Genomic DNA, 17,927 nt, shown 5'->3' with positions numbered 1-17,927 from the left:
CATTTCCCCTAGGATATTTGAGAAATTACCGGTGATTTACGGAGATTATTACCAAGTGAACGGAATAGAATTCACGAATGAGGCGGCGCGCCATGTATTCCTCTGAGCGCCTGAAGGGCATCGACGTGTTCGTCACGGTGGCGGACGTGGGCAGCTTCACGGCCGCTGCCGAGCGCCTGGGGCTGACCAGCTCGGCGGTGAGCAAGGGCATTGCCCGGCTGGAAAAACGCATCGGTGCGCGGCTGTTTCGGCGCACCACCCGCCAGCTGGCGCTGACCGAAGCCGGCACCACGTTCTACCGCACCTGCACGGCGGTGCTCGCCGACCTTGAAGAAGTGGAGCTGGCCATCGTCAATGAAAGCCACGAGCCCCACGGCCGGGTGCGCATCGACCTGCCCGCATCCTTCGGGCGCCAGCATGTGCTGCCGCTGATCTGGGATTTCGTCCATCAGCACCCGCTGCTGCAGCCGCACATTTCCTTTTCCGATCGCTTCATCGACCCGGTCCACGACGGTGTCGACATCGTCGTGCGCATTGGCGGCAACGATGCCTGGCCGGCCACGCTGGGGCACCGCTATTTCGGCGCGCAGCGCCTGATCTTCTGTGCCTCGCCGGCCTACCTGCAGGCGCATGGCGAGCCTGTGGCCGAGCGAGACCTGGAACACCACCACTGCATCGGTTATCTGGATGCCGCCGGCCTGGTGAGCCCCTGGTATTTCAAGGGCCGCCAGCCCGGCGAGATGGAGCGGCGGGTGATGCCGTCACGCATCGCGGTTGGCGATGGCGAAGGGGAGGTTTCGGCGATCCTGGCCGGCCACGGCATCGGGCAACTGCCTACCTGGCTGGTGCAGCCGTACCTGGAAGGCGGCGAGCTCGTCGAGGTACTGCCCGCGCTGGCCACCGATGGCTTGCCCATGAACCTGGTCTGGCTCAAGAGCCGCGAAGGGTTGCCGAAGGTGAAGGCGCTGCTCGACTACCTGGCCGAACGGCTTGGCCCGCACGGGGCCCGGCGGGCGCAATAATGGCCAGATTAGCGAGTGGAGTACATTTGTACTCCACTCGATTCCTGCGCAGTCAGTGGCTGTAGCGCGACGCCAGCTGGTTGCTGGAAAGCTGGCCGAGCAAGGCCTTGCGGCTGGCTTCGTACTGCTCGAATGCCTGCAGGTCGTGCAGCGACGGGATGGAGATCAGCACGCCGTTTTCGAAGTCCTGCAGGGCGCCGTCGACCAGGTCCTGGGCCGACATCACGATGCCAGGGTCGAGGTTGCTGACCGGCAAGCCGCCGATCGCCCAGAAGTCGGTGGCGGTGGCACCGGGGAGCACGGCCTGGACCTGGATGCCCTGGCCGGCGAACTCCTGGTGCAGAGAGTGGGTGAAGGCGGTGACGTAGGCCTTGCTGCCGCCGTACACGCCATTGAGCAGCTCCGGTGCGAGGCTGACCACCGACGAGATGTTGATCACCGCGCCTTGCCCGCGGGCGACGAAGCCTGGCATGGCGGCGTAGGTGAGGCGGGTGAGGGCGGTGATGTTGAGGCTGATCATTTCGGCCATGCGCTCGACGTCGCTGTCGAGCAATGGGGTGTGGGTGCCGACACCGGCGTTGTTGACCAGCAAGGTGATGCTGGCATCCTTGCGCAGTTTGCCCTCGACCCGGGCCAGGTCGGCGGCGTTGGCAAGGTCGGCCGGCAACACCTCGACGTTCTGCCGGGTTTGCTCGGTCAGCCGGCTGGCCAGCGCGTTCAGCCGCTCGCGGTTGCGCGCCACCAGCACCAGGTCATAGCCCCGGCGGGCCAGGCCCTCGGCATACAGCGAACCGATGCCGGTGGATGCGCCGGTGATCAGCGCGGTGCCTTTGAATGCGTGAGTCATGGTCCTGCTCCGTTGCGGTTGGGTGTGCAGCCATGATGCAGAAAGCGCGCTATGGCTTGAATGACGCATAAGGTAGTATTTCGGGACATCCCATGAGGAGCACGCCATGCACCGCGTCGGCTACCTGATTACCGAAGGCTTCCAGGTCATGTCCCTGGCAACCCAGTCCGTCTTCGAGTTCGCCAATATCGTGGCCGGCGAAGCGGTCTACAGCATCCACAACTTCTCCGTCGGCGGCGGCCTGGTGCGTTCGTCGCTGGGCATGCACATGGACACCCTGGCGCTGGGGGCGCCAGGGCTGGCTGACACCTGGATGATCACCGGCACCTTGACCCCGCTGACGCCGCCCGGCGAAGCGGTGCTGGCTGGCGTGCGCAGTTTCGTGGCCGGCGCGCGCCGCACCGCGGGCCTGTGCACCGGCACCTTCGTGCTGGCCCAGGCCGGCGTACTCGACGGGCGCCGGGCGACCACCCACTGGGCCTATGCCAAGGCGTTCGCCGACCTGCACCCGCAAGTCGAAGTGGAGCCAGACCGGATCTTCATCGTCGACGGGCCGGTGTGGACCTCCGCCGGCATGACCGCCGCATTGGACATGGCACTGGGCATGGTGGAAAAGGACCTGGGCGCGGAAATGGCGCGCGCGGTGGCGCATCGGCTGGTCATGCACCAGCGCCGTTCCGGCGGGCAGTCCCAGCATTCCGAACTGCTTACGCTGGCGCCGAAGTCGGACCGCATCCAAACCGCTCTGGACTACGCCCGCAAGCACCTGGGCCGCCCGCTCAGTGTCGAGGAGCTTGCCGAGGTAGTGCACCTGAGCCCCCGGCAATTCACCCGGGTGTTCACCGCCGAAACCGGCCAATCACCGGCCAAGGCCGTGGAAAGCCTGCGCCTGGAGGCGGCGCGGGTGATGATCGAGCAGAGCCGCCACGGCCTGGATGTGGTGGCCAGGGAAACCGGGTTCCGCGACCGCCGGCACATGCGCGAGGTGTTCATGCGCGGCTTCGGCGTGCCGCCCCAGGCGGTAAGGCGGGATGCGCGGCGGGTAGAGGCGGCCGAGGCCTAGAGGGCTGCGAGCATCGTTTGCACCTGCTTGAGCTCCCAGGTGCTCATCAATTCGACCGGGTGGGTGCCGAACCTTTGCCCGGAGCCCAAGACATAGGCCCTGCCATCCGGTGCCTGGCAGCTGGCGCAATGGTCCAGCGCGCTACCAGCGCTGCACAGGGTGAGCAGCCAACCCTCGACCTCCACCGTGATCTGGCCCGAATCCCAGGGTTGCTCGCTGACGCGGCGCATGCTGCGGATGCCCAGGGCGATGTCGCGCAGTACCTGGTAGGCCTCGCGGGGGGTCAAGGGGGTGGGGGACAAGGGCGATTTCCGCAGCGATTGAAGGGTGCGGGGCAAGGGTACATGACTACCCTTGCGACGGCCACGCCAGCGGCTCGTCCAGTGAGTAGGCAGCACGAACCGGGTCGAAGTACTCGCGCAGGTGCGCGATGCTGCCGTGTTCGACGCGGCAGAACAGCACGTATTGCTGGCGATAGATTCTGCCGGTCGCGCGGATCAGCCCTTCTGCTTTGACCTCGGCGACGGCCATGCTGGGGTCGGCGAAGGCATGGATGCGCAAGTCCTGGAAACGGAAGTTTTCCACTGCCTGGATGAACCAGCCGACGTGGTTCAGCACCTGCTCCCGGCCGACCAGCCGCTCGGGGTGGCCCAGGCTGGGTGCGTAGGGAAGCTCCCAGACCAGGTCATCGGCAATCAGTGCCTTCCACCGCGCAGGGTGATCGACGAATGTTTCGAAGTGTTGGCGAAGTAGATCCGCAGCGTTGTTCATAGCCGTTTACTCGATGCCAGAGGCGGGTAATGGGGGGTGATCAACTCTGGCACAGGCCCAGGTCTCGCAATAGCCGAATAAAATCGAGGCTGATGTTCGAAAATTTGCAACAGTGGAGGGGCTACACGGCGCCCTCGCGCAAATGGTCGATCAGCCACTGCGCAGCGGGGCCGGGCGGGGTGTCGGTGCGGTAGATGGCATCGAAGGGGTAGGTGCCGATTTCGCAGTCCGGCAGTGCCAGGCGCACCAGCCGGCCCGTCGCCAGGTCCTCGCGCACCATCGGCAACGGCATGTTGCCCCAGCCCACCCCTTCCTTGAGCAGCATGTGCTTGGCGCCCAGGTCGGCCAGGCGCCACGTGCGTGTGCCGATGACGGCGAAGTCCTTGCCTTCGGTGAGCGGCGAACGGTCCGACAGCACCAGTTGCACATGCTCGCGCCCGGCGCCCGGTGGGTTCGACCCGGCTTGGGCCAATGGGTGATTGGGCGCCGCCACGGGTATCAGCTCGACGCTACCGACGGCGATGCGCTCGATGCCATCCATGGGGCCTTCCAAAGGGCCGCTGACGCCAATGCTGGCGCCGCGATTGAGCACCAGCTGGGTCACGGCGCCCAGGGCTTCCATGTGCAGGTGCAGGGAAACCGTGGGGAAGTGCGCCTGGAACGATTTCAGGGCATCGACCACGCGCTCGGCTGGGAGCATGACATCGAGCACCACATGAAGCTCCGCCTCAAGGCCCTGAAGCAATCCCTTAACTTTCGCACGTAAACCATTGATGCCATTGGCGATAGCGCGGGCTTCAGCCAGCACCGTTCGCCCGGCTTCGGTCAACTGCGGCTTGCGCGTGGTCTGCCGGTCGAACAACTGGACACCCAGCTGCATTTCAAGGTTGGCGATCGAGTAGCTGACCACCGAGGTAGCGCGGCTCAACTTGCGCGCAGCCGCAGCAAAGCTGCCCACCTCGACCACGGTGAGAAACACCCGCAGTTGGTCGAGCGTCGGGGTGCCTGGATCAGAAATCATGCGAAGGTCCTGGGTGGGGGGCTAGGCAAACATTTCTAGATTCTAGAACGTAATCGTCGAAATTAGTCCGCTATTCAGATGTTAGGCCCGGTGTCAGACTTTTTTCCATCGCGGCGCTCCACAGTGGATGCGCCCAACCCTGATGGAAAATGCCTCATGTCCCAGTCTGCAATCACGCCTGCTCAAACCACCCCTGAACTCACCCGCACCGCCGTTGGCAGCGACACTGCCGCGCTGGTCGGCCGTGCGCTGATGAGTGCGATCTTCATACTGTCCGGCCTGTCCAAGCTCGCAGCGCCGGCGATGATGGTCGGCTACATCGGCTCGGCAGGCTTGCCTTTCCCGGCGCTGGCGCTGGTGCTGGCCATCGTCGTCGAAGTCGTCGGCGGCCTGGCCTTGCTCGCCGGCTACCGCACCCGCAGCGTGGCGTGGGTACTGGCGGCCTTCAGCGTGGCCACCGCATTGGCGTTCCATCACCAACTGGGCGACCAGAACCAGTTCATCCACTTCTTCAAGAACCTCGCCATGGCCGGCGGCCTGCTGCAGGTCGCCGCGTTCGGTGCCGGCCGCTTCAGCCTCGATGCCCGTCGTCGCCGTGCATGAGCAGCGTCTTGGGCTCGAGATAGGCACTGATGCCCCACTTGCCCATCTCGCGGCCCAGCCCCGAATGCTTGAACCCGCCAAACGGCGCGCTTGGCTCGTGGGCCAGGGTGTTGATCAATACCCGTCCGGAGTCGATCTGGCGGGCGATGCGCAGGCAGCGCTCGGTTGATCTGCCCAGCACCAGGGCGCTCAGGCCATACAGGGTGTCGTTGGCGATCTGCAGGGCATCGGCTTCATCTTCGTAGGGAATGATGGTCAGTACCGGGCCGAAAATTTCCTCGCGGGCGATGCGCATCTGGTTGTTGGCCTGGGTGAATAAGGTCGGCTTCACGAACCAGCCGGCCTCTAGGCCTTCAGGGCGGCCCTCGCCACCTGCCAGCAAGGTCGCACCATCTTCCTGGCCCAGGCGAATGTAGTGCTGCACCCGTTCCCACTGCTTCTGGCTGACCATGGGGCCGATGTCGGTATCGGCGCTGCGAGGGTCGCCGCTGCGGATATGGCCTAACGCCTGCTTGGCGACCTGCTCGAACTCGCTCAGCCGGGCACGCGGTACCAGGATGCGGGTGCCGGCAATGCAGGCTTGGCCGCTGTTGAGAAAGCCCGCTTGCAGCACCAGCGGCATGATGGCCTGGAAGTCGGCATCGTCGAGCACCACGGTAGGCGACTTGCCGCCAAGCTCGAGGGTGACGCGCTTCATGGTTTCGGCGCCGGCTGCGATCAGGTGCCGGCCGACGGCCGAAGAGCCGGTGAAGGAAATCTTGGCGATGTCGGGATGCCGGGCGATAGCTTCGCCAACCACGTCGCCGCGGCCGTTGACGATATTGAACACGCCTGGGGGCAGGCCCGCCTCGTGCAATGCAGTGGCGATGATCTGCGTCTGCATCGCGCTCATTTCGCTGGGTTTGATGACCGCAGTGCAGCCTGCCGCCAGCGCGGTCGCCAGCTTGTTGCAGATAAAGCCTGCGTTGCTGTTCCAGGGGGTGATCAGGCCGGCGACACCCACCGGCGTGTGGATGACCCGGGCGATGCCGGCTTGTTCTTCGAAGGTGAAGGCCTGCAGTGCGTCGATCGCCTGGGCAATCACATCGGCAGGGTAGGTCGCCATCCAGCGGCCGCGTACCAAGGGCGCGCCATATTCCAGGGTGATCGCTTCCATCAGCTCTTCTTCGCGGGCCGCCACGGCCTGGTGCATGCGGCGCAGGGCGGCGATGCGCTGTTCGCGAGTGGTGCGTGACCAGGCGGGGAAGGCTGCTTTGGCCGCGGCGATGGCGCGCTGGGCGTCCTGCTCGTCGCCCAGGCGAACCTGGCCGATGACCGCCTCGGTGCTCGGGTTGTGCAGGTTGAACCATTCCTCGCCGTGCGGGGTGACGAACTGGCCGTTGATGTAGTGGTGTTCGATGCGCTGCATAGTGGCTTCTCTTTGCAATGGGCTCGGCGGCTGCGAGCGGGTAGGAGAGAAGTCTAGGAATGGTTTATTGTTCCGATAAGCCACCCTTTAGGGTATGACTCATCCGCATTTTCGGGACAATCCCCAAGGCAACCCATGCACAGAACAGGCATCACCGAGCTCGAGGCCGTACTCGCGGTCGCCCGCCGCAGCAGCTTTCGCGGCGCCGCCCAGGAGCTGGGCATGTCCACCACGGCGGTCAGCAGCGCGGTTGCGGGCCTTGAGGCGCGCCTGAAAGTGCGCTTGTTCAACCGCTCCACGCGCAGCGTCGCCCTCACCGATGCCGGCCAGCGCTACGTGGAGCGCATTGCGCCGGCGCTGGCGGAAATCACCCGTGCAGGGGAGGAGGCCGGTGCCAGCCCCGACGAGCCGCGCGGCACCCTGCGCATCAATGCGCCCCAGGCCGCGGCCTATCTGCTGCTGGAGCCGCTGTTCGGCGAGTACGCCCGGCGCTACCCGCAAGTGCGCATCGACATCGTCAGCGAGCCACGCCTGATCGACGTGGTGGCCGAAGGTTACGACGCCGGTATCCGCCTGGCCGAGTCGGTGCCCCAGGACATGATCGCCGTGCCGCTGTCGGCCGACATCCGCATGCTTGTGGTGGCCTCCCCGGCGTACCTCGCGCAGCACGGCACGCCCAGCCAGCCGCAGGACCTGCTCGGGCACCAGAGCATCGGCATGCGCATGTCCCATGGCGGCATCTACCACTGGGAGCTGGAGCGCGACGGCCAGAAGCTGCAGATGGAGCTGCCGGTGCGTTTTGCCTTCAACGAGCTGCTGGCGATCAAGCAGGCCGTGCTGATGGGGCTGGGGGTGGGCTTCATTTCCGAGTGGTTCATCCAGCAGGAGCTGCAAAGCGGCGCGCTGGTGCCGCTGCTCCAGCCCTGGTGCCCGGCGTTTGCCGGGCTGCGGCTGTATTACTCGGGGCATCGCTTCGTGCCGGCCCGCTTGAGTGCCTTGATCGATCTGGTGCACGAACTGCGGCCCGGCAACCTGACGGGCGGGGCAAAGCCCTGAGCCCTGAGTGAACCTGTGGTCTACCCTTGATGAGCCTCAGGACAGCAGCGGGGCATGCAGCGTCACTCACAGACCTATGAGGAAACACCATGGCTACCCTCAATGGCATGCTGGACCCAAACGATGCGGTCATCCTTCTCATCGACCACCAGAGCGGCTTGTTCAACACCGTTCGTGATCTGCCTATCCCTGACCTTCGCAACTACGTGATCGCGATCGCCAAGACCGCGACGCTGTTGAACATCCCGGTGATCACCACCGCCTCCGTGCCCGATGGCCCCAACGGGCCGTTGATACCCGAGATTCATCAATACGCCCCTCACGCGGTGTATGTACCGCGCACGGGGCAGATCAATACCTGGGACAACCCGCTGTTCGTACAGGAGGTTGAAAAGACCGGGCGCAAGACGCTGATCATCGCCGGCACGCTGACCAGCGTGTGCATGGCCTTCCCGGCGGTCAGTGCGGTACAGGCGGGCTACAAGGCCTACTGCGTGGTGGACGCTTCGGGTAACTGGAGCAAGCTTGCCACCGACACCACCATCGCGCGCGTGGTGCAAGCTGGCGCGATTCCTACAGACACCTTCGCCATCGTCGCCGAATTGATGCAGACTTGGAACCGGCCAGAGGGCTCGCGCTTCGCTGAAATCCTGGCTGACCATGTGTGCCCTGAATACAAATGCCTGATGGAAAGCTTTGGCAAGGCGCAAGCGGTGGCCAAAGACGGCCCGGAAACCCACCTGGACAAATATCGCTGACAACCGCCATGGGCGCCTCGGCGCCCATGCACCCCCCACGCGTTGCCTGAACCATGACCCGTTCGCTGTTCGTTTCTTTCGATGGCCCCAAAGGGGCCGGCAAGACCACGCTGCTGGAAGCCGTTACCCAAGCGCTGAGGGCCCATGGCCGCAAAGTGATCCGCTTGAGCGAGAGCAAGAGCGACCCGTTCAGGGGGCAGACCATGGCGCTGGTCAACGCCTTGGTGCGCAACCCCTCCCGCGAGCTTGAGCTGCAGGTGTGCGAGCGCTTCGCCCAGAGCCGCCAGTGGATTTCCCAGCACGTGCTGCCCAAGCAGCCCGCCGGCAGCATCATCCTCATCGACCGCTGGTACCCCTCCGAAGCCGCCTTTCGCCGCATCGTGCCGTTTGCCGAGATCCTGCAGCTGAACCTGGCGCACCACGTGCAGGTGCCCGACCTGCATGTCGGCGTGGTGACCGCCCCCGAAATATCCTGGGCCAGGGCCGCGGCCCGGCGGCGGGGCTTGAGCAGTACGGTGATGTTCAGGCTCGAAGAACAGGTGGCCGCGACCGAGGCGTTCGAGCGGGCGGTTGCCGAGCATGGCTGGGTGCTGTGCCGCAATGAAGGGACCCTCGAAGCGGCAACGAGGCAGGTGGTTGGCGAAATCCTTGGCCTGCCTTGATGCGCCGCTGAGCGTGTTTCCAGGGCCCGATCCTGGGTTATGCTGCGACCCCCTTTCGTCTTGCCGAGGCCGCCATGTCGTGCGCTGCCGTGCCGGTGCAAACGCACCGCGTCGACCGAGATTCGCGCAACGCGGGCTTGGCCCTGAGCCTGTGCCTGCCCAGTGATGTGCTGCTGTACCTGCTGTTGCCGATGTATGCGGCCGACTTTGGCGTGAGCCTGGCCCAGGCCGGTGTGCTGCTGGCGGCCAACCGGCTGGTGCGGATCGTCGGTTACGGTTGGGTGGTGCGCCGCTACGCCCGCCATGGCGATCGCGCCATGTGCAGCCTCGCGGCTGCGGCAGCGGCCATCTGCGCGCTGGGCTACGCGACCTTGAGCGGGTTTGCCGCGCTGCTGGTGCTGCGCCTGGTCTGGGGCCTGTGCTTCGCCACCTTCAACCTCAGCACGCAAACCCTCGCCACCGCCGATGCCCAGGGCGCTGCGCGGCGCGCCGGGCGTTCCCGGGCAATCATTTCCATCGGGCCGATGCTGGCCTTGCCGCTGGGCGCGGTGATGGCCCAGAGCTTCGGGCCGCGCAGCATCTTCCTGGTGCTGTGCCTCAGCTGCCTGTGCGGGGTGTGGGCTGCCCGCGCCTTGCCGGCCAAGGGGCATGAAATGACGGGCGCCAAGGGCCGCCGCCTGCGCCTGCCGGACAGCATCGCCACTTGGTCGTTCGTCGAGGGGGTGGCGCTCGATGGGCTGTTCATCTTCGGCCTGTCGCTCTATGCGCAGACGCAACTGGGCAGTAGCGGGGTGCTGGTGGCGGGTGTGCTGATGGCGGTGCGCTACCTCAGCGAGATGCTGTTCAGCCCGTTCGGCGGGCGCCTGGCCGACCGTTTCGGCGCGCTGCGCATGCTGGTGGTGTTGTCGCTGGCCACTTCGCTGGCGTTGCTGATGTTCGGCAGCGACTGGCTGATCGTTGGCGCAGCGCTGGTGCTGGTGCTGCGCGCGCTGCAACTGCCGCTGGTGGTCACCCTGGTGGCGCGGCGCAACCCCCAGGGGCGGATCCAGGCGCTGGCGGGCAATGCGGTGTGGCGCGACATCGGCGCCGGGCTTGGCCCGGTGCTCGCCGGCCTGCTGCTTGCCCGTGCCCCTGCGCTCTGGGTGTATGCCGCCGCTGCGCTGGCGCTGGCCTTGGCGGCGATGGGCTGCCTCTGGTCGCAACGCCGGTCACGCTGAGCCTGGCGCTGCAACCCCATTCCCAGGCATCGTCCGGCCTGGGAATGGGCTGCCACTCAATAGTGGAAGTTGAACGTCACCTGCGCCGAGCGGCCTTCGGCCCAGGTGGCGTAGATGGGGTAGGCCGAGGCGAAGTACTGGCGGTCGAACAGGTTCTTCAGGTTCAACTGCACGTCCAGCGACTTGGAGAACTTGTAGGAGGCCATGGCATCGACTTCGGCGTAGCCCGGGGTCCACTTGCGCGTGGTGTCGCTGACCGAGGCATAGATCAGGCTGGAGGCCTTCACCCCGGTGCCGACCGTCCACTTCGGGGTCACGTCGTAGTAGGTCCAGAGGGTCAGGTTGTGCTTGGGCACCATGACCATCGGCAGGCCCGAGGCCGATTCATTGGCATCGCCGGCATCGGTGGTCACTGCGTTGAGGTAGGAGTAGCCGCCGAACACGCGCCATTGCGGGGTCAGCTCGCCCGCCACGCCCAGCTCCACCCCGCGCACGCGCTGGGAGCCGGCGTTCTCGATGCCGCCCAGGCCATCGCTGACGCGGGCGTTGGTCTTGTCGGTCTGGAAGATTGCCGAGGTCAGCGACAGGCGCCCGTCGAGCACGTCCCACTTGGCGCCCACTTCGATGTTGCGGCTGCGCTCGGGCGAGAGGTCGTCGTTGTTCGCGGTCAGCTGGTCGTTGCCGCCGCCCGTACCGCCGTTGGCGCCCGGCGGGTTGGCCGAGGTGCCGTAGGAGGTGTACAGGCTCAGGTTGTCGATGGGCTTGTACACCAGGCCCACCTGGTAGCTGAACAGGTTGGCGATGTTCTGCAGGTTCTGCGCGCCGCTCTGGTCCACCCGGGTGTTGTAGTAGTCCAGGCGCACACCGGTGTTGAGCAGCCACTTTTCCGACAGCGCCAGGCTGTCGAAGGCGTAGGCCGAGGCCATGTTGGTGGTGGTGTAGATCGGCTTGCCGGGGAAGCTGTCGCCATTGAGCGTGGCACTGCCGGTCCAGTCCATGTCCGGGTCCCAGCCACCGATGGTGGTGCAGTTGCCGGCCACGGCGCATGAGCCGCCACCGCGGATGTTGCTGCCGGTGCTGTCGGTGACCAGGTAACCCTCGTACAGGCTCTTCTCGTGGCTCAGCTCGATGCCGGTGGTGAGCTTGCTGTCCAGGCCGAACAAGGTGTGCGAGCCGGTCAGTTCGGTCTGGTTGGCCAGGGTGTTGGTGGCGTACTTGCCGCTTTTCGCCTGCAGCTGGATGACATCGTTGGAACCCTTGAGGAACTGCGGGTTGGTGGCGATGTAGTCGAGGGTCGAGCGCCCGTAGCTGGTGGTGTTGCGCACCTTCCAGTCGTCATCGAGTTCGTGCTCGATGCGCACCTGGCCGCTGTCGGTTTGCCCACGGCGGTAATCGCGGTCGTTCAGGCCGTAGAAGTCCTTGCGCTTGAACTCCGAGGCAGGGGTGCCGCCGGTGGAGCGAAACGGCACGCTGAAGTCCGGCATGTCGTGGCTGGACAGGTGGTAGTAGCCCAAAGTGACGGTGGTCGGGCCGCCCAGGCCGAAGCTGATCGACGGCGCCACGCCCCAGCGCTTGCTGAACACGTCGGTGCGGCCTGGCTGGTCGGCGTAGTGCCCCATGACGTTGAGGCGGAATGCGGTGCTCTGGTCGATCACCCGGTTGACGTCCAGCGTGGTGCGCTTGTAGGCGTCGGTGCCCATGCCGACGCTGGCGTCGAGGAAGTCCTGCGCCTTGGGCGCCTTGGTTTCGATGTCGACGCTGCCGCCGACCGCGCCGCGGCCGGCATACACCGAGTCGGGGCCCTTGATGATGCTGATGCGCTCGACATCGAAGGTTTCGCGGTTCTGCACACCGGTGTCGCGCATGCCGTCGACGAAGATCGAGTTGCGCGATTCGAAGCCGCGAATCACCGGGCGATCGGCCGAGGGGTTGGCGGCAGCGTCACCGCCGAGGAAGGTGATGCCCGGTACCGTGCGCAAGGCATCGGTGAAGGTCGTCGCGCCGCTGGACTTGATGACTTCCTGCGGGATCACGGTGATCGAGCGGGGGGTGTCGATCAACGGTGCGGTGAGCTTGTAGGAGGGCAGTTCCTGCGTCTGCAACTGCGCTTCGCGGTCTGCTTCCACGGTCGTGGAAGGCAGTGCCAGCACCGGGGCTGCGGGTACTGGCTCGGCAGCTTGGGCGGTGGCGACCAGCGAGGTGGTGAGCAGGCAGGAGGTCAATAGCGAGCGGGAAGGGGTGGCGCAAGGCATTGAGAAGCGTCTACGGCGGGATGGGGAGGCAGATCCTATATAAATTGTAACAATTTATAAAGAGAAGCTTTATCATTCGTACTACTACCAATGTTGAATGGTTTGGCTTGCGGGCCCTATCGCCGGCAAGCCGGCTCCTACAGGGGCCGGCGATGGGGGCAGGTTAGGCCAGCCGCGTTACCCACTTGCCTGGCGTGCTGGCTTCCTTCAGTTGGCGCAACGCCTGTGGCAGCGCTTCGAACGCAAATTCCAGGGGCGCCGGGGTCAGCAGCTGGCCATCGGCGACCTGCTGCAGCAACCGCTGCGCCTCGGCTCGCAATGCCCGGTGATCGAGCGGGCGGCCATGGGCGTGAATGCTGTTCAGGGCGACTTCATGCAGCGAAATCGCGCTGCTGAAGGCGGGCAACGGCGCTGTTTCCTGGCGGTCCTGGATGCACACCAGGTGGCCGTTGTAGCCGAGCAGGTGGGCAAGGCTGGCGGCATGGGCGCCGCTGACCGTGTCGAACAGGGCGTGCAGGGGGCGCTCGCCCAAGGCAGCTTGCAACTGGGTTTGCCACTGGGTGTCGTGGTAGTCGAACACCTCGATCACGCCCAGCGCCTTGAGCCCGGCACGGTGCCGGGACCCTGCGGTGGCCCAGACCCGCAGACCGCGCTGCACGGCCAGCTGCGCCAGGTAGAACCCCACCGCGCCACCGGCGCCAATCACCAGCACATCGCTCGACGCCCCCTGGGGCACCTTGGCCAGCGCCTGCCACGCGGTGATGGCCGGGCAGGGCACGGCGGCCGCGACGCCCTCGTCGATCGTGGCTGGCAACTGCATCAGCAGGTAGGCATCCACCAGGCAGTACTCGGCGAAACTGCCATCACGCGACAGCGACTGGTGGTAAGCGACGCGAGTGCCCAGCGGGATCTGCACTCCAGCGCCGACCGCCGCGACGACGCCGACACCGTCCACGCCAGGCACCGTGCCCGCGTGCCAGTCGGGGTGGCCCCATTCGCAGATCTTCCAGTCCACCGGGTTGAGGGCGATGGCGCGGTTGGCCACCAGCACTTCGCCGGGGCCGGGTTGCGCCAGGGGTTTGCGCAGCAGTTGCAGGCCATCGAGGCCGGCGCCTGGGGTCCAGCCCCAGGCTTGGTAGGTGTTAGGCATGTAGCGCTCCTTGTAGGAAGGGTTCACAGCGTGTGCAAAGGCGGGCAGGCAATCGCCGAGCGTTTGCCGCGCCAGGCCAACCAGGCCAGCGGCAGGTGCACCAGCACTGCCGCAACCACGCCCGCCCACGGGGTGAGGGCCAGTTGGCCGTGGGTCACCAGGTAACTGCCGGCGGACTCACCCAAGGTGATGCCCAGGTTGAAGGCCGAGATGTTCAACCCCGAGGCAAAGTCCACCGCCTTGGGGGTGTAGCGCCCGGCGGTGTCGAGCATGCCGGCCTGGAAGCCTGGGGTCATGCCAAAGGCCAACACGCCCCAGACGAACAGCAGCACCACCATCGCAACCGGCGATGACAGCGAGAAGCCCAGCAACACCAGTACCGCCGCCAGCAACACGAACAGCACCCGCAGCGCACGTTGCCAGCCTAGGCGGTCGGCCAGGCGGCCACCGGCGAGGTTGCCGATCAGCGTGGCGATGCCGAACACCACCAGCAGGCTGCTGGCCGTGGCCGAGGAGAAGCCGGTGATATCGGTGAGGATCGGCGTGATGAAGGTGAACGCCGCAAAGCTTGCGCCAAAGCCCAGGATGGTCACCAGCATCATCGACCAGATCGCCGGGTGGCCGAGCGCCGCGAGCTGGGTGCGGATGCTGCCGGCCTCGGCGGTTTTCAGCGCCGGCAGCCAGGCGAGCGTGGCCAGCAAGGCCAGCGCGCTGAGCGCCGCCACCGCGTAGAACGGCAGGCGCCAGCCCATGGCGTTGCCCAGGAAGCTGCCCAGTGGCACGCCGATGACCATGGCCAGGGTGAGCCCGGCGAACATGATGGCGATCGCTTTGCTGGCCTGGCCCTTGGGCGCCAGGCTGGCCGCGACCGTTGCGCCAATGGCGAAGAAGCTGCCATGGGCGACGGCGGTGATCAGCCGGCCGATCAACAGCGTGCTGTAGTCACTGGACAGCGCCGAGAGCAGGTTGCCGGCGAGAAAGATCGCCACCAGGCCCGCCAGCACCGGCTTGCGCGGCAGGCGCCCGAGCAGCAGCACGATGAATGGGGTGAACACTGCCAATGCCAAGGCGTACAGGCCGACCAGGCCGCCCGCGGTGGCCAGGGTCACGCCCAGGTCGCTGGAGATGGCCGGGAGAATGCCGACCACGATGAACTCGGCCACGCCAATGGCGAAGGCGGTCAGGGCCAGCACGTACACCCCGGGGTGAATGCGTGTGGAGGAGGGGGTAGTCATGAACGAATGCTCGCAAGGTTGAATGATGCAGCACACGATACGAGCCGTTTGGTTTGTGATGTAGACTCGTGCAATTCCAACCAGCTGTGAATTCAAGTCATGCAAACACGCGCTAAAGACATCAACCGCTCTGGCGAGATGGAAGTGTTCGCCGAAGTGGTCGCTTGCGGCACCTTCTCGGAAGCTGCGCGGCGCCTGGACATGACGCCATCGGCGGTGAGCAAGCTGATCGCACGCCTGGAGCAGCGCCTGGGCGCGCGCCTGCTGCTGCGCTCGACCCGGCGCCTGGAACTGACCGCCGAGGGCGAGCGCTTCCATGTCGAAAGCCTGCGCATTCTCGAGCAGATCGACAACGCCGAGCGCGACGTGGCCAATGCCGCTTGCCCCAGCGGCATCATCCACATCAACAGCAACCTGCCGTTCGGCCTGCACTGCCTGGTGCCCCTGGTGCCGGCGTTTCTCGAGGCCTACCCGCAGATCACCTTGAACATCGAGCTGACCGACACGGTGGTCGACCTGCTCGAGCGGCGCGCCGACGTCGCGATCCGCTCCGGCCCGCTGAAAGCTTCGCGGCTGGTGCAGCGGCACCTGGGCCGCAGCCGGCTGTTGACGGTGGCTTCATCCGAGTATCTGGCGCGCAAGGGCACACCGCGCACGCCCCAGGAGCTGCTTGGGCACAATCGATTGGCCTTTGGTTTTCACCGGCACTCGCAGGCGTGGGTGTATCGCGGGGCTGATGGTGAGCGCATCGAGGTGGAGCCCCAGGGCAATTTGCTGCTGCAGGACGGGGAGAGCATGCGGCAGTTGGCCCTGGGCGGCGCCGGGGTGGCGCGCCTGGCCAATTTCCATGTGGGGGCGGATATCGAGGCGGGGCGGTTGGTGCCGTTGCTGGAGGGGTATGAAAGTGGCGAGGAGGATATTTTGCACGCGGTGTTTATCGGGCCCGGGCGGCAGTTGCCGCAGCGGGTGAGGGTGTTTATCGACTTTCTGGTTGAGCGGATGGAGGGGCGGTATTTCGGTTAAGTCGCTCGCGACCTCAGGTGACGCGTCACCACCACCTGGACAACGATTGCTATCAAGCAAAGCAATCCGAATTTTACGTTGCCTTCGACGCCCAGATGCTCGAAAACCTTGCCTACGAACATGACGCTGATGAAGATGGCAGCAGGCACTATAAGTCGGTTCATCACGGTTCCTTGGAGCCAGCAAAAAATAGCCGGGCATGATAGCTCAGCGCGTCCCGAGGCTTGCGTTGTCTGTATTTCCGCAAGTTTCCGAGATTCAGGTGCACGGGTGGGCTGAGGCTGTGATAATCGGGGCAATGACAAGGGCCGTGCCATGCTGACTATCTCCAACAACGTGCATCTGCCGGATGCTGAAATCGAACTGACCTACATTCGTGCCCAAGGCGCGGGTGGGCAGAACGTCAACAAGGTGTCCAGCGCTGTGCATTTGCGCTTTGACATTCCGGCTTCATCGTTGCCCGAGTTTTACAAGGAGCGGCTGCTGGCGTTGCGTGACAGTCGCATCACCAGTGACGGCGTGTTGATCATCAAGGGGCAGCAGTATCGGACTCAGGAGCAGAACCGTGCTGATGCGTTGGCGCGGCTTGCTGAGTTGATCATCAATGCTGGCAAGACCGAGAAGAAACGGCGGCCGACCAAGCCGACACTTGGTTCGAAGACTCGGCGGCTTGAAGGGAAAGCCAGGCGGAGTACGGTTAAGGCGGGGCGGGGGAAGGTGGAGTTCTAGCGATGGTCGTCTATACAGACGGTGTCTGTGAATACGCAATTTAACAAGTGGGTGATGGCAGATGCTCACAAGCAGTTCACGTGCTTTAGTTTACTGGCTCAATACTCTAATGTCCTATAAATTAGAAATGGAGTTCGATGTGCCACTAAAAAAGATGATCTATCTTGATTACAATCTCTTCGAGAGCTACCGGCAAGATGATATCCCAGGCTTGCGAGCGGCTGTTGACGCGATCAAGGACAAGCACATCCTGCCTTACAGCCCGGCCCACATGGAAGACCTAGCTTCATCTCTGATGTGGAAGGAGCACAACGAGGAGGAAATCAGAATCCTTTTGGAACGTAGTGAGGATCGGCTGCAGAACGTAATCAATATTTCTAAAATGGTAGAGTTGCTGCCTGCTCCGGATCATCAGCCAACGTATGTCGACCGAGAACATCCAGGAGAATGCCTAATCCGCGTTCTGAGGCATTTCGATCGTAATGAGTTCCTCGAAGTCCGTGAGCATAATTTCCTCAAAGGAATGAAAGAGAATGATGTGGCCGGTAAGCGCGCCTCTAAAGTATCCAACCTTCCAGTGGATTTCTTGTCAACCCCTGATTTCGATACTGCGATCTTGGAGGGGTATGCTGCAGAGCATGCGCTCTTGTTGAAAAAAAAGGAAGCGGGACTGGAAAATTTCAAATGGCCAGAGATTTCCAAATCACATGAGGTATTGGAGCACGTGTTTGAGGTGTTGATGAATTATCTGGAGGAGATCAGGTTTAGACCTGAAGACGTCAAACTATCTCGTTCTCGGATGCATGACGTTACTCATTCGATCTATGCGACCAAAGCCGACTATTTCATCACCGGCGATAACCGCTTTTACCACAAGGTGAGAGCCGTCTACGACTATCTAGGCGTGCCGACAAAGGTCTTGTCGAGGGATGAGTTTCTTCAGTTGGGTGGGCTGAGCTTCGAGTAAAGCGGGTGAACTACCTGCATCCGACTATACCTACCGCACCTGCATAAAAGATTGCAAGTGGGGAGCGTAGGCACCCAAGCCATGCAAGCAAGGTCGCTGGCTCCTGGCTCCATAAGGGGCTAAGAAGACACTTTATTACCATG

18 protein-coding genes are annotated in these 17,927 nt (G+C 64.3%); 10 read left to right on the top strand and 8 right to left on the bottom strand.

Features of this window, described 5'->3' with window-relative positions:
- Positions 1 to 92 precede the first annotated feature (92 nt).
- Positions 93 to 1,022 carry a LysR family transcriptional regulator gene (locus L6D75_RS02405; protein WP_176515525.1) on the top strand — a complete coding sequence of 310 codons (930 nt, stop codon included), beginning with the start codon at positions 93 to 95 and terminating at the stop codon, positions 1,020 to 1,022.
- 52 nt (positions 1,023 to 1,074) lie between these two features.
- Here the strand turns inward: L6D75_RS02405 and L6D75_RS02400 are convergent, their stop codons facing one another.
- Positions 1,075 to 1,869 (bottom strand): SDR family NAD(P)-dependent oxidoreductase, encoded by a 795-nt coding sequence (locus L6D75_RS02400; RefSeq protein ID WP_176515524.1) that lies wholly within the window; start codon positions 1,867 to 1,869, stop codon positions 1,075 to 1,077.
- Positions 1,870 to 1,975: 106 nt separating this feature from the next.
- Between L6D75_RS02400 and L6D75_RS02395 the strand changes: the two genes are divergently transcribed.
- Positions 1,976 to 2,932, top strand: coding sequence for a GlxA family transcriptional regulator (locus L6D75_RS02395; protein ID WP_176515523.1), 957 nt, complete (start codon positions 1,976 to 1,978; stop codon positions 2,930 to 2,932).
- On the opposite strand, the gene L6D75_RS02390 is transcribed toward L6D75_RS02395, so the two are convergent.
- The 3 genes from L6D75_RS02390 to L6D75_RS02380 all read right to left on the bottom strand — a co-directional run bounded on the left by L6D75_RS02390 (position 2,929) and on the right by L6D75_RS02380 (position 4,724).
- Positions 2,929 to 3,234, bottom strand: coding sequence for a DUF7693 family protein (locus tag L6D75_RS02390; RefSeq protein ID WP_176515522.1), 306 nt, complete (start codon positions 3,232 to 3,234; stop codon positions 2,929 to 2,931). The genes L6D75_RS02395 and L6D75_RS02390 overlap by 4 nt on opposite strands.
- 46 nt (positions 3,235 to 3,280) lie before the next feature.
- Complete coding sequence (locus L6D75_RS02385; protein ID WP_176515521.1) at positions 3,281 to 3,703, bottom strand: nuclear transport factor 2 family protein; 423 nt, start codon at positions 3,701 to 3,703, stop codon at positions 3,281 to 3,283.
- 121 nt (positions 3,704 to 3,824) lie between these two features.
- On the bottom strand, positions 3,825 to 4,724 hold the full coding sequence (locus tag L6D75_RS02380; protein WP_176515519.1) for a LysR family transcriptional regulator: 900 nt from the start codon (positions 4,722 to 4,724) through the stop codon (positions 3,825 to 3,827).
- A 156-nt stretch (positions 4,725 to 4,880) separates the two neighbouring features.
- Between L6D75_RS02380 and L6D75_RS02375 the strand changes: the two genes are divergently transcribed.
- The gene (locus L6D75_RS02375) at positions 4,881 to 5,327 is read left to right on the top strand and encodes a DoxX family protein (RefSeq protein WP_176515517.1); all 447 of its coding nucleotides are present in this window, start codon (positions 4,881 to 4,883) and stop codon (positions 5,325 to 5,327) included.
- On the opposite strand, the gene L6D75_RS02370 is transcribed toward L6D75_RS02375, so the two are convergent.
- Complete coding sequence (locus tag L6D75_RS02370) at positions 5,296 to 6,735, bottom strand: aldehyde dehydrogenase family protein (protein ID WP_176515515.1); 1,440 nt, start codon at positions 6,733 to 6,735, stop codon at positions 5,296 to 5,298. The two genes, L6D75_RS02375 and L6D75_RS02370, sit on opposite strands and share 32 nt — an antisense overlap.
- A gap of 135 nt (positions 6,736 to 6,870) precedes the next feature.
- Here L6D75_RS02370 and L6D75_RS02365 point away from each other — a divergent pair, with 135 nt between their 5' ends.
- From L6D75_RS02365 to L6D75_RS02350, 4 genes are all read left to right on the top strand, one after another.
- Entirely contained in the window at positions 6,871 to 7,791 is a 921-nt protein-coding gene (locus L6D75_RS02365) for a LysR family transcriptional regulator (protein ID WP_176515513.1), read from the top strand.
- Between the two features lie 89 nt (positions 7,792 to 7,880).
- Positions 7,881 to 8,549, top strand: coding sequence for an isochorismatase family protein (locus L6D75_RS02360; RefSeq protein WP_176515511.1), 669 nt, complete (start codon positions 7,881 to 7,883; stop codon positions 8,547 to 8,549).
- Between the two features lie 53 nt (positions 8,550 to 8,602).
- Positions 8,603 to 9,211 carry a dTMP kinase gene (locus L6D75_RS02355; protein WP_176515509.1) on the top strand — a complete coding sequence of 203 codons (609 nt, stop codon included), beginning with the start codon at positions 8,603 to 8,605 and terminating at the stop codon, positions 9,209 to 9,211.
- Between the two features lie 74 nt (positions 9,212 to 9,285).
- Complete coding sequence (locus L6D75_RS02350; RefSeq protein WP_176515507.1) at positions 9,286 to 10,428, top strand: MFS transporter; 1,143 nt, start codon at positions 9,286 to 9,288, stop codon at positions 10,426 to 10,428.
- Between the two features lie 56 nt (positions 10,429 to 10,484).
- On the opposite strand, the gene L6D75_RS02345 is transcribed toward L6D75_RS02350, so the two are convergent.
- The 3 genes from L6D75_RS02345 to L6D75_RS02335 all read right to left on the bottom strand — a co-directional run bounded on the left by L6D75_RS02345 (position 10,485) and on the right by L6D75_RS02335 (position 15,065).
- Entirely contained in the window at positions 10,485 to 12,680 is a 2,196-nt protein-coding gene (locus L6D75_RS02345; RefSeq protein WP_176515505.1) for a TonB-dependent receptor, read from the bottom strand.
- Between the two features lie 163 nt (positions 12,681 to 12,843).
- A complete protein-coding gene (locus tag L6D75_RS02340) occupies positions 12,844 to 13,830 on the bottom strand; it encodes an alcohol dehydrogenase catalytic domain-containing protein (protein WP_176515503.1) in 987 nt (328 codons plus the stop codon).
- A 23-nt stretch (positions 13,831 to 13,853) separates the two neighbouring features.
- Complete coding sequence (locus tag L6D75_RS02335; protein ID WP_176515501.1) at positions 13,854 to 15,065, bottom strand: MFS transporter; 1,212 nt, start codon at positions 15,063 to 15,065, stop codon at positions 13,854 to 13,856.
- A 99-nt stretch (positions 15,066 to 15,164) separates the two neighbouring features.
- Between L6D75_RS02335 and L6D75_RS02330 the strand changes: the two genes are divergently transcribed.
- The 3 genes from L6D75_RS02330 (at position 15,165) to L6D75_RS02320 (ending at position 17,784) form a co-directional block, all read left to right on the top strand.
- Entirely contained in the window at positions 15,165 to 16,088 is a 924-nt protein-coding gene (locus L6D75_RS02330; RefSeq protein ID WP_176515499.1) for a LysR family transcriptional regulator, read from the top strand.
- 315 nt (positions 16,089 to 16,403) lie between these two features.
- Positions 16,404 to 16,817: an alternative ribosome rescue aminoacyl-tRNA hydrolase ArfB gene (gene arfB / locus L6D75_RS02325; protein WP_176515497.1), complete on the top strand. Its 414-nt coding sequence runs from the start codon at positions 16,404 to 16,406 to the stop codon at positions 16,815 to 16,817.
- A gap of 61 nt (positions 16,818 to 16,878) precedes the next feature.
- Entirely contained in the window at positions 16,879 to 17,784 is a 906-nt protein-coding gene (locus tag L6D75_RS02320) for a hypothetical protein (RefSeq protein WP_176515495.1), read from the top strand.
- Positions 17,785 to 17,927: the final 143 nt, after the last annotated feature.

The sequence above is a fragment of the Pseudomonas faucium genome (genome assembly GCF_021602585.1).
GTDB lineage: Bacteria > Pseudomonadota > Gammaproteobacteria > Pseudomonadales > Pseudomonadaceae > Aquipseudomonas > Aquipseudomonas faucium.
The sequence above is the reverse complement of the archived record's forward strand: the minus strand, read 5'-3'. Positions and strand labels throughout refer to the sequence as shown.